Annotated in this window: 7 protein-coding genes; all 7 read right to left on the bottom strand. The window is 54.2% G+C overall.

Annotation, left to right across the window (positions count from 1 at the left end; translation table 11 throughout):
- Positions 1-108: 108 nt before the first annotated feature.
- Positions 109-1,071 carry a terpene synthase family protein gene (locus R3I13_RS19060; protein WP_346319554.1) on the bottom strand — a complete coding sequence of 321 codons (963 nt, stop codon included), beginning with the start codon at positions 1,069-1,071 and terminating at the stop codon, positions 109-111.
- A 197-nt stretch (positions 1,072-1,268) separates the two neighbouring features.
- Positions 1,269-2,936 (bottom strand): hybrid sensor histidine kinase/response regulator, encoded by a 1,668-nt coding sequence (locus R3I13_RS19065; RefSeq protein WP_346319555.1) that lies wholly within the window; start codon positions 2,934-2,936, stop codon positions 1,269-1,271.
- A gap of 144 nt (positions 2,937-3,080) precedes the next feature.
- Complete coding sequence (locus tag R3I13_RS19070) at positions 3,081-4,322, bottom strand: alkaline phosphatase family protein (protein WP_346319556.1); 1,242 nt, start codon at positions 4,320-4,322, stop codon at positions 3,081-3,083.
- A 39-nt stretch (positions 4,323-4,361) separates the two neighbouring features.
- Entirely contained in the window at positions 4,362-6,167 is a 1,806-nt protein-coding gene (locus R3I13_RS19075) for a RagB/SusD family nutrient uptake outer membrane protein (protein WP_346319557.1), read from the bottom strand.
- A 34-nt stretch (positions 6,168-6,201) separates the two neighbouring features.
- Positions 6,202-9,723 (bottom strand): SusC/RagA family TonB-linked outer membrane protein, encoded by a 3,522-nt coding sequence (locus R3I13_RS19080; RefSeq protein WP_346319558.1) that lies wholly within the window; start codon positions 9,721-9,723, stop codon positions 6,202-6,204.
- 277 nt (positions 9,724-10,000) lie between these two features.
- Positions 10,001-11,068 carry a FecR domain-containing protein gene (locus R3I13_RS19085; protein ID WP_346319559.1) on the bottom strand — a complete coding sequence of 356 codons (1,068 nt, stop codon included), beginning with the start codon at positions 11,066-11,068 and terminating at the stop codon, positions 10,001-10,003.
- A 59-nt stretch (positions 11,069-11,127) separates the two neighbouring features.
- Positions 11,128-11,715, bottom strand: coding sequence for an RNA polymerase sigma-70 factor (locus R3I13_RS19090; RefSeq protein ID WP_346319560.1), 588 nt, complete (start codon positions 11,713-11,715; stop codon positions 11,128-11,130).
- Positions 11,716-11,898 lie beyond the last annotated feature (183 nt).

The following is an 11,898-nucleotide window of genomic DNA, read 5'->3' on the forward strand; positions in this document are numbered from 1 at the left end:
AAATCGGCTGTAAGGCATCCCAGCCGCAGGGACCAGGGCGGCACATCAAAAAAGGGCAGCCAGGCCCAACCGCCCAGCCACCCTTTAAACCCTTCACCCTCCAACCCCTCACATCAAATTCATCCTCGCGCTATACCGCTCGGAATCAATAAACGACCAATCCAGGTTCCCCCTCACGATCATCGCCAGGTCCATGATGTACGTGCCGATGTCTTTCTGCTTGCCGACGTAATAATCCAGGCGTTTATACAGCAGGTGGAAGTCGCGCATTTCCTGGTTGTGGATCTGTATGGCCCGGTCGGAGGCAATGTCTTCGGTGAGGCCGTATTCGTTTTGCAGGATGGGCACCAGGTTGTGGAAGTCGCCATGGCCCTGTTCCTTGTGTAGGGAAATGAGGTCGTTGGCCCAGCAGCCGAGGTGACCGCACAATGTCGTTAGCAGGTCAAGGGGTTTTTTGCGGAAGGTCTTCAAAGGAGTTTGTGTGTTTTCGGCAAAAAAAATCAGGCTGGCTGCCAGGTGGGCGCCGCCGAAGAGTGGCCGCCAGTGGCTGTATTCGTCCAGCGATGGGATGATGCCGGCTTGCGTATTCTGGTGCTGCCATTTAATGGCCTTTAGCAGCAGCACGATGTCCTGGATCAGCTGGCCTTTCAGCTCGGCGTTGCACAGGTCGCGCATGCGGCGCCATACGTCGCTGAGGGCGGCCAGCACGGGACCGCTTTTGTAAGTGTGCGCTTCGTCGTTGATCAGCACGCTGCAGAACTGCCGGGCGAACTGCTCGAAGTTGACGGGCGGCGCGTCTGCTTCGGATTCATGGTCCAGCATATCATCCAGCAGGAAAAGCAGTACCAGCAGGTCATTGGTGATGCAGAGGCGTTTGAAGCCGGCGGTGGGATAGAAGCGGCTGGTCATATGCCCGAAGGCGCTCCGTTTATATTCCTGGAATGAATCCCCGCGATGCAGATCGAAAGCCAATGTCCATTGATCGGTATGTTCTTCTACCGCGTCAACCATGGCGCTAATACGCGCCGGGAAAGGGCAGTACAATGCCCGATCCAAAGTGAGTGTTTGCATAAGCTGATGTTTTTAGGTGATTGGAATAAAAAGAAGGGTAAGGCCGGCGCACATTCTCGAAATAACAGCGCGGGGCCGCAAACGCAGGATTACTTGCAGGCAGGAATATCGCGGTAAACTTCAAACAGTCACACGGTTCCCTGTCCCCAGGAACGTATGATAATAGTACAAGCGGGCACTGTGTCTTTTTGTGCCGTTCAGCTGGTTGTTAAAGCGTTTTCTGACATTTGTATATACTGGTACAGGCGGTGCAGCTCTACGGGCTTGCTGAGAAAACCGGTGACTCCGGCTGCCCGCAACCCCTTATCTGTATCGATGCCGGTAACACCGGAAGTTATAATTACCGGCACGTCTTTTAAATGTTCCTGTTTCCTGATCAGTTGAATGGCCTCCAGCCCGTTCATGCCGTTCAGCTGGTAATCGAGCAGTATCACATGCGGGCATTCCAGGGAAGCAGACTGTATGGCTGCATGAACGTCCGTGTGTTTAATGGCCCTGCAGCCGGCTCTCTTCAGCTGCAGTTCCGCTACGCGGAGGTTCATGGGGTTATCGTCTATCACCAGTACTGTTTTTCCAAGCGGTTCCAGCTGCGCTGCCTGGGGAAAAGCAGCTTCCTGTTCCACGGCGGTTGCTGGGATTGTTACGGTAAATACGCTGCCTACGCCGTCGTTGCTTTTCACGGCAATGCTGCCCCTGAGCAGTTTCAGGGTTTCCAGCACAATGGGCATGCCCAGGCCGGTGCCCTTGTAGCGGTTGCTGCGGTCTGAAATATAAGCCTGGAAAAGCTGCGCGCTTTGACTGTCGGTCAGCCCCGGCCCCTGGTCTATCACCCGCATGGCAATATTGTCGCGGCCGGCATCCAGCTGCACGGTGATCGCCGTGTCTGTGAAAGTGAATTTAATGGCGTTAGACAGCAGGTTGGAAAGGATGGTCGTCATGGCCTTTTCGTCGGCCATTACGGTATGCGGAAGGTTAGGAGACAGTTCCAGCCGGATGTCCACGTTCTTTTCGCGGGCGAATACCTGGTAGGAGGCCACCAGTTCTTCCACCCACTGCCGGAGGCTCACTTTCCCGTAAGCAAGTGCGGGCCGGCTGTGTTCCAGCTGCGAGTAGTCGAGCACGTTATTCACTACCTCCTTGATGCGGTTGATGGAGAAGCTCAGCGCCTTGGCGTCTTTCACGGGGATGGTCACATTTTCGGTACCGGTGGGCAAGTGGCGGAGGTATTCTTCACACACGGTGTTCGCCACATTCAGGTGGTTGCGCGTTTCATGGTTGGTGCGGGTAAACTCGCGGCTCTTGGCCTTGTTCTGCATCACCAGCGCATCGATGCTCTCGGAAAAGTGGGCGGAATAAAAATAGAACACCATCACGTTCAGCAAAATAGTAGCCCCCAGCACCAGCCACTTCACGAAGTGATAGCCGAAGTTGATGCCGAGTATGGTAAGCACGCCCACCACCACCGCTACGCTGATGAGGCGGTAAGTAGTGTTCGGGTAAATGAGAAAAGATAATCCTATCAGGAATACAACGATCAGCTCGATATTCGCATCAGGCCCCATGAGCAGGCCGAAATAAAGCAGGCCGATACTGTGCGTGTAATACATCACCTGCCTGGCAATGTTGTGCCGGTGTTTTGCATTCAGGAAGGGGATGGTGAAAAGTATGCAGCCTTCGATCAAAGGACTGATCAGCAATGCCAGGTCGCCGGTCACCGCGTAAAGTATCGGCGCCATGGTAATAGCGAAAACGGCAGGGATAATACCCATGATATTGACGATCACGATCGACCTGGCCTCGTTGGCATCCGCATCCCGGGCGCCCAGGTTGATAATGTATTTCAGTTGATGTGAGACCGCGTTCATGTTTGGGCATTCCGATTAACTGGAAAAACAATTTCCGGGACGTTTGTCTGTTAATGAAAAGTTAAACCAACTTGGGTAATTACCCAAATAAAAAAGGCAACTGGTTGATTACCAATTGCCTTTTTTTGATGATTTAGACGTTTTTTACTTCTTCTGGTCTTTCTTCAGCCAGCGGTTGGTCATATTGTACCTGCCTTCCAGCACCACTTTATAGAAATCCGAAGGGATGTCTTTGATGTCTGCCTGGTAATGTTCCTGGCCAACAGGCACTTCCGCCACCAGTTTATAGGTATCTTCGCCGCCGTCTTTATAATTGTTGGTAGCAGCCAGCCATATTTTGACGGTGCCTTCCGGGTCCATCGCTTTCCAGCTGATGTCCAGTTTGCCTTCGCCGGCTTTGATGAGCATGGGCTGCGCAACGGACACTTTCCCGCTGAGCGCAATGCCGTCTGACTCACGGCTAACGTGAATGGGCAAACGAAGATCCATGAAACGGGCGATGGTAGGCATAATATCCACTACGCCGGGGTAATAATACTTCGCATAGTTGTTCAGACCTTTCTGGTTGGTCACGATCCAGCTGGAACGCTGGCGCGGGCTTTGGCCGCCGTGGCCCTTGCCGGACACTTCATCGCGGCCATGGTCGGTGGTGATGATGATCAGCCAGTCTTCTTTATGCTCCTTCTGCCTGTATTGTATGGCTTTCCAGATGCGCCCGATCTTATCGTCCAGCTTGCGGATGGCGGTGTGGAACTGCGGGCTGTCGCCATACATATGACCCATATCGTCCGTATATTCAAGATATACCCAGCTCAGGTCCGGTGCGTCTTTGCGGATGCTGTTGGCGGCTTCGGTGGCCACGAGGTCGTCTATCTTTTCCATGAAATCGCGGCCCTTGTCCTGCGGGAATTTCACGGTATCCAGCTCGTAGCCGTCATATTTGTAATCGAATTTGATGTTGCCGGTTTCAGGCATGCCGTCGCCTACGAGCTTGGTACGGTTGTCTGTCCAGCTGCTGTAGATGGCGGTTTTCTTCTGCGGGAACTGTTCTTTGAGTATGCGGAAGATGGTCCAGTAATGATAGTTCGGCGCGGCGATGTCATTGTCCCACACGTTATGTTTGTTCACCCAGGTGCCGGTGAGCACGCTGTTGTAGCCTACGGCTGAAATGGTGGGCGTTTGCGAATAACCGCCTTTTTCGCCGCCGACGTAGGCGCGGAGGTAGGTCCCTGTTTTAGAGATATCCGCGATGTTGGGCGTGTTCAGCATTTCCAGCGCGTCGGCGGAAATACCGTCTGCAATGATAAATACCGCTTTCTTTTTGTTCTGCGCAAAGCTGGCGCCGGTTATGAACAAAGCCAGTAACAATAAGCCTTTTCGTTTCATCCTTGTTGTGATTTCTATTACAAATTAAGCGTCATTTCTTTACCAACCGAATATTTGTTTCAGGTTGGGGTTGAGCAGTACCTGGCTATGGGGTACGGGACGGTAGTAAAATTTCGGGTCTTCAAATTTCCGTGTGCCCGTTTCCGTTACCATGTAACCGCTGGTGCCGTTGCTGAGGTAAAGGGTGGCGTCGTCGTTGATAGTGCCGGCCCTGTAATACACGAGGCGCACACCCAGCGCGTTCTTTTCCTTGGAGCCGTCAGGTGGCACGGTAGCGGATTTGTCGATGAGGATGATGTCTTCATGCCCGTCGCCGGTCATGTCATATTTGCCCAGCCCGGGGAAATACATGCCCTGTGGGATCTTCGCGAACAAATTGCCTGCGGCCCAGCGCATCAGGTCGTCATAACGGTGGCCTTCCATGGCGAATTCCACGCGGAACTCGCGGCGTATTTCAAGGATAGCGCCTTTCATGGCGCCGCTTACCTGGGGATAAGCCGCAGCCAGCACCGGGTCGGGACTGGCGTTTGCCGCGGCCAGGTTCATCGCTGCCACGCCGGCCCTTGCGCGCAGCAGGTTGATGGATTTGTCCAGGTCTGCCTGTGTGAGCAGGCCCAGCTCTGCCTGCGCTTCGGCGTAGATGAGCAGGGCCTCGGCATAACGGTATACAGGGAAATCCACGCTGTTAGCCAGGATGTTATCGGTAGAATTGATATATCCTTTTAACTGGTGGTAACCGGTGAATTTCTTATTCAGCTTCTGGATGTAAGGCGCGGCATCGGCTACGAACTTCCAGCCGGGATAAGCCACGGTATGCATCAGCCTTGCGTCCCTGTTCTGGAACTCCTGCACGAAGGTCTGCTGCATGGCGCCGGGGATGTCGGTAAAACGGGTGCCGTCTTTCATCAGGTATTCGTTCACCAGGCTGCGGGCAGGCGAGCATTCAAAGTCGCCGAACACGGTGCCGTTGATATTGGCGCCCATCTGTTTATTCTGATCGTAGGCGGTGGCGAGGATGACCTCCTTGTTGCCGCTGAGTTCCTGGCTGTTGAACAGGACGCCGTAATCTGCTTCGGGTTTGCCGGTGTTATATACCTGGAACTTGCCGCTGTTCATGATCTCCAGCGATATATCCCTGGCTTTCTGAAGGAAGCCGGCGGCAGTGTTTTGCAGGTTCAGCTCGGGATGGTATCTGCGGAAAGTGCCTTCATGCAGCGCTATGCGGGCATACCTGATCATGGCAGACCATTTGTCCGGCGTGTTGGCGAGAACTTCCGCCGCGCCGCGTTCTTTCACGTTTGCAGAGGCAAAGGCCAGGTCGTTCATAATGCTGTCCACGACGAGCGTACGCGGGTCGCGGGCTTTGTTGAGCTGTGCCATATCTGACGGCTCTATGGTTTTAGAGTACCAGGGCACGTCGGAGAACCGCTTCACTTTTTCGTAGTAGAAAATGGCGCGGTAATATTTTGCCAGCCCGGCGTAATGGTCCTTAACCTCCCGTATGGCGTCGGCACGTTCATAATTCTCCAGGAAATAATTGAGATTGCGCAGGCGGCCCCAGTCCCAGCCGCCGGTGATGTTCACAGCCGTGGGCGTACCGGTCATGACGGTCTTCATTTCCACGACGCCGGTGGTAGACATGTTGTCTGTGCTCTGGTCCGAATCGCGGTAGATGTCCATGCCCCACTGGTCCATCTGGCCATTCATATAAAGGGCGAGGTCTTCCTGTGTTTTCCAGAACACTTCTGGTGTGATGGCGGTTTCCGGGTAGCGGTTGAGGAAATCCTTGTTGCAGGATGTGCCCAATGCCAGCGCCGCAACCAGGTATATTGGTAATTTTTTCATGTTGTTTTCATTTACGGTTTAAATCCATTTCGCATTACAGGTCAAGGTTCAGGCCGGCCGCGTATTTACGCTGGTAGGGATATTCCCAGCCATAGCCGTCGGTGATGGATTCAGGGTCCAGGTATTTTTTGATGGATGAAAACTCGAATATGTTCTCACCGCTTACGAACAGGCGCAGGCGGCTGATCTTGTAACGTTTGGTGAGGGAAGCGGGCAGCGTGTAGCCGATGGTCACGTTCTTCACACGGAGGTAGGCCGCGTTCAGCAGGTATTTGGTCTGCGGAAGGTCCAGCCCGGTTCTGCCGCCGCTGTTGGTGTAGTTATTGTCTGCCAGCCACGATTGCAGCGTGGGGAAGAACGCGTTGGGATTGGCGTCTGCAAGCCCTGCCGCGATGTAGGAGGCGGAGTGTTTGGCCCGCTCTGCATCGGTATCGGCTTCGCCGCGGTAAAAGTCGAGGTTCCAGGGGTAAACGTTGGCATAAGGCTGCTGGTACGGGCCCCAATACAGGTAGTGGTGAGGGTAATAATCCATTTTGCCGACGCCCTGCAGGAATATGGAAAGGTCTATGCCGTTCCAGTCCAGGTCGAGGTTGATGCCGTAACGGTAGCGGGGGGCGCTGTTGCCGATCACGCGGAGGTCTTTGGGATCGTTCGCACTGAAGCCTCTTTCGATCTTGCCGTTGCCGTCAAAGTCTTTGTATTTGGGCCAGCCCGGCACCACGTCTATCGCGCCCCAGGGCACGAGGTCCGACTGATCCAGCTTGTTGATCTCAGCCTGGTCTCTGAACACGCCGTCGTTCGTAAGGCCCCATATCTCGCCGATCTCCTGGCCCTCATAATAACTGTTTTGCCCGGTAGGCGCTTTCTGTGCTTCGTAATAGGTGGTGTTGTTCAGCAGTTTCTGGTCGTTCTTGAATTTGGTGATCCTGGAACGGGAATCTGACAGGATACCGCGGATGGAGAAGTTCAGCGGTTTGCCGCCTACGGTCACATTGTCGCGGTAGTTGATGGAAAATTCCCAGCCTTTGGTTGCAAGGTCAGCAGCGTTCTGTTTGGGAGCGCTGACGCCAAGCACGGCCGGCAACGCCTGGCCGGCGGTGAGCATGCCCCTGGTATTACGCACGTAGTAATCGAAGCCGAAGAGTAATTTATCCTGCAATACGCCTACATCACCGCCCACGTTGGTAGTGGTCACTTTTTCCCAGGTGTAGGTACGCGGATCTATCCCCAGCGAGGGAGAACCCGTGATCACGGGAATGGAGTTGCCGCCGATCAGGTAAGGAGACTTACTTTGGGGGAACAGCTGCATATACCCGAAATAATCCACGCTCTGGTTGCCGAGGTCACCGTAAGAAGCGCGCAGTTTAAGCGTGCTCAGGGCATGGATATTATTCTTGATGAATGATTCTTCGCTGGCGACCCAAGCCGCGGAAACAGAGGGGAAAAAGCCCCAGCGGTTGCTTTCCGGGAAGCGGGAAGAACCATCATAGCGGCCGTTCAGCTCAAGGATATACTTTTCGCTGAAGGTGTAGTTCACACGGCCGAAGAAGCTGCGGATGGCATAGTTCCAGTCGTTGTTGTAAGGCACGGTAACGGTGGCTTCGCCGCTGGTTAGCCCGATGTAAGGCAGGGTGGAAGAAATAACGCCGGTACGGGTAACATCCATCCGAAGCCATTTGTAGCTTTCCTGGTTGTAACCCCCCAGCAGCTTAAAGGCATGCTTGCCGAAGGTTTTGTTGTAGTTGGCGAACAGGTCGAACACATCGTGCTTGATGGTACCGGTGTTCTCACTCACGGAGCCTGCGCCGCCCACCTGGCGGATGTCGTTGGGTCCATAGCCGATGGTGTACTTTTTACTGTCGGAATGGTATTTCCACAGCTCGCGTTTAAAGCTGGCATCGCCGGTGATCTGCAGGTCGCCGTCCAGGAAGGAGGCAGTGGCTTTGGCAATGTTCTGGAAGCCGAAGCGCGTATCCTGCCTGCCGCCGCCGTCTGTAAGCCTTGCCGCGAGGGCGCCCGCGCCGGTGTTGGCCCAGGTGCCGTCAGGGTTCTTGGCCACGTCGGTGGGGCGCAGGTAATAGATGTCGGTGATACTTACAGTGGGCTGCGTTCTGCGCGTCTGGTAAACGTTGATATTGTTATCGATGCTCAGCCATTTGAGCGGTTTCAGGTTCAGTTTATTGCGCAGGCCGAAGCGGTCCCAGTCGTCTTTGGTGAGCTTGTTAAGGCCGTTCTCTTTCGTATAGTCGGCGCTTAAAAGGTACGCCACCGGCAGCTTGCGGCCGTTTTCGGCAGAGCCGTTGAGGGAAATGGAATGGTACGTTGAAGGGCTGGTTTTGCTGAAGAAATAATCATTCCAGTTGTTGCTGCCCATATAAGCCCATTTGTTGGGATCATTGGGGTCTACGCGCACTTCGGGAATGGAGGGGTCTTCGGAGCGTTGTTTGGCCCAGGTATAATGTTCGTCGCTGTAATTCACGTAATCCCAGGGCGTGTTGTCTGTAGAGGTTTCAAGCACGCGGGAGTAGATGTAGGGATCTGTAACGGGCACGGGCAGCACGGTGAGGCGCGACAGGGCGAAGTAGTTGCTGTAGGAAAGCACCTGCCGGCCGCCGGAAGCGCCTTCTTTGGTGGTTACCAGCAATACGCCGTAAGCCGCGCGGGCGCCGTAAATGGCGGCGGAGGCTGCGTCGCGCAATACGGAAATGGACGCGATGTCTGCGGGATTGAGGCGCAGCAGGTCATCCGTCGCGGAAGCGATACCGTCTATGACCACGAGGGGAGAGCCGCCGTTGATGGACGTAAATCCGCGCACGTTGATGTTGGGCGTTTGCCCGGGCTGGCCGCCGAGGTAAGTGATGTTGAGGCCGGGGCTGAGGCCCTGCAGGCCCTGGAATACGTTGGCAATGGGCCTTTCTGCCAGCTGCTTGCCGCCTATCTGGTCGATGGCGCCGGTTACGTTGATCTTGCGCTGGGTGCCGTAACCCACTACGATCACCTCTTCCATGGAATTGGATGTGGGCTCGAGCTTCACCTGCATAGAAGAGCCCGCGTTGATGGGCAGCTCCTGCGTTTCGTAGCCGATGTAGCTGAATACGAGAATGCCTTCTTCGGGCACGTTCTTCAGCTCAAACTCGCCTTTTTCGTTGGTAAAGGTGCCGATGGAAGTATTCTTCAGGCGCACGCTCACCATTTGCAGCGGTTCGCCGGCCGGGCTGGTCACCTTGCCGCGGGCGGTCACGTCTTTCTTTTCGTTGCCCGCAGGCGCTATCACGATGAGGTTGTTCGGCATCAGGCGGTAGCTGAGCGTGGTATTGCTCAGCATCTGGTCCAGCACTTTGCTGATGGGCCAGTTCTTCGCATCCAGCGTCACCCTGCTGTTCAGCGGCAGGTGGTCATCGTTGTACACAAAACGGTATTGCGATGTAAGCTCGATAAGCGAAAATGCTTTTTCAAGGTTTGTGCGGGATAATTTGACGGAAATCGTGTTCTGCCCGCGTACGGAGGCGCTAGCCTGCATGCATACAACAAAAACGATGATCGCGGAGAGCTTCATAATAAGGAGTAGTTTTTTAAGGCTTCGCCGGGGTGGAAGCCAACTCACCACTAGGTTTTTTTTCATACCTTTGAAATTGTCGGTTAATTGATGATTAGTTCATGTACAAGCATAGCAATGTCATTAGCCGGTATTACACGGGGAATGGTGCGAACATTTCCCGTTTTTTTATGGCTTCATTGCCTGAAAATGAAAAATAGTTTTTGCTGATCCTGCCTGTGCAGGTCTATGCCATTGGCACTTTGTTTAAATGTTCAATTCCTGTTTACTGAGCCTGCTACTCTATCCAGATAACGCCTTCCGCGTCTTTCTTAAAATGAAATGAACCTGTCAGTTCCAGCGCCCTCAGCACGTCTGAGAGGTCTTCTTCTTCGAACACGCCTGAGAAATATAATTGTTTCTTCGCCTCGTCCTTAAAGCGGATATCCGCGCCATACCATTGTTCCAGCATGACGGCCACTTTTTCGAGCGGCTGCTTTTTGAAGGCCAGCTTGTTTTGCACCCAGGCCGTTTCTGCCATCACGCTGTCTGTCACTTCGGTGAGGGTGGATTTTACAACAGGCGCGGCGGCTGAAATGCTTCCCGCATTTTCGGCTGCCTCCCCGCTGCTCATGGTTTGCAGCGTGGATATGCTGAGCTTTTCGTTGGGCATCAGGCGGACGGTGTTTTTATCCATCACCACTTCTACTACACCGCTCACGAGCGAAGTAACGGCGTTCTCTTCCTGCGGGTAGGCGCGCACGTTGAAGGTGGTGCCCAGTACCCTGATGGAAAAGGTTTTGGTCTTTACGATAAAGGGATGCTCCGCATCCTGCGCCACGTCAAAGAAAGCTTCTCCCAGCAGGGTCACTTCGCGGTACTGGCCGGTGAACTGCTTCGGGTAGTCCAATTGGCTGCCGGCATTGAGCCATACGCTGGTGCCGTCGGGCAGTTTGATCTGCGAACGGGAGCCCTGGCGGGTGACCATCTGCTGCAGTGCTGCCTCGGCTGAAACACGCCGCTGCGGCCAAACGGCGTAGCCGATATAAAAGGCCAGGGCCAGCGCTGCTGCCACGCCGCTGATGCGCAATATCATCCGCCTTACGCGGCCCGTTTCCGGTTCAGGCTCTTCTTCTTCATGCTCCATCGCGGCCTGCAACCTTTCCTGGTGGCGTTGCAGCGCCAGCTCCGTTTCTTCGGGCGTAAAGGGCTTGTGTTTATCTTTCCAGGGCTGCATCAGTACTTCCTTGATATAGGAAGCGTCAGGATGCTGCTGCAACAGGCGTTCCAGCTCCGTTTCCTCTTCGGGAGGCAACTGGTCCGCCATTTTTTTGGCCAGCAGGTTCCAGATCTTATCATGCATCATAGTAACAGGACAATTAAAGGGAAGGGAATTCCCTAAGGGATTTGAAATTTTTTTTCTGATCAGCGGAAAAGGTAGGATTGGGCCGTGTCTGCCGTCATGTCCAGGCGGATGGCCTCGGCGATCTTTTTCACGGCAATGGCCAGCTGGGCGTCTACCGTTTTGGGGGAGATCTGCAGCAGTTCGCCCACTTCCTTGTATTTCAGGCCATCCTGCTTTACCAGCCGGAATATAAGCTGGCAGCGGGTAGGGAGACTGCGGATGGCGGATTCTATCTTTTGGGTCACTTCGGCAGACAGCATGTTCTGTTCGGTATCGGGACTGATGGCAAAGGCTTCGGTATCCAGGTGGTCCAGGCTCATATGCTGGTGCCTGCGCTGCTGGCGCAGGGCGTTCACGCTCTGGTTGCGCGTGCATACATAGAGATATACGACAGGATTGGCTACCCCGGCAAGCTGGGCGCGTTTGCGCCAGAGCATGATGAATACGTCCGACACGATCTCTTCAGCAAGGTGCCAGCTGCCCGTAATGGCGGCGGAGAAGTGGATCAGGCGCGAACAGAGCCCTTTGTACAGCTCGTTATAAGCGTCCTGGTCATTGTCGTCACAGACCTGGCGGAAATATTGGTGGAGCGCTTCCTCATTCATCATGCCGGAAAAGTATAGAATTGTTCGGTGGCAAATATTAACGCAATATTATTTCTTCGCGGATCTTGATTGATATATAGAGTGATGACCCAAATTAATAAAACTTTCCACAAGCCGCCAATTATTATTTTATGATGAAGCAGGGCAAAAAAGAAAGGGTGCAACGGATTCCGATGCACCCTTTCT

This window comes from Chitinophaga sp. YIM B06452 (assembly GCF_039655965.1).
GTDB lineage: Bacteria > Bacteroidota > Bacteroidia > Chitinophagales > Chitinophagaceae > Chitinophaga.

Bases quoted from the DNA above. Each gene is read 5' to 3' on its own strand.
- R3I13_RS19060 (WP_346319554.1), bottom strand. From the start codon at position 1,071: ATGCAAACACTCACTTTGGATCGGGCATTGTACTGCCCTTTCCCGGCG.
- R3I13_RS19065 (WP_346319555.1), bottom strand. From the start codon at position 2,936: ATGAACGCGGTCTCACATCAACTGAAATACATTATCAACCTGGGCGCC.
- R3I13_RS19070 (WP_346319556.1), bottom strand. From the start codon at position 4,322: ATGAAACGAAAAGGCTTATTGTTACTGGCTTTGTTCATAACCGGCGCC.
- R3I13_RS19075 (WP_346319557.1), bottom strand. From the start codon at position 6,167: ATGAAAAAATTACCAATATACCTGGTTGCGGCGCTGGCATTGGGCACA.
- R3I13_RS19080 (WP_346319558.1), bottom strand. From the start codon at position 9,723: ATGAAGCTCTCCGCGATCATCGTTTTTGTTGTATGCATGCAGGCTAGC.
- R3I13_RS19085 (WP_346319559.1), bottom strand. From the start codon at position 11,068: ATGATGCATGATAAGATCTGGAACCTGCTGGCCAAAAAAATGGCGGAC.
- R3I13_RS19090 (WP_346319560.1), bottom strand. From the start codon at position 11,715: ATGATGAATGAGGAAGCGCTCCACCAATATTTCCGCCAGGTCTGTGAC.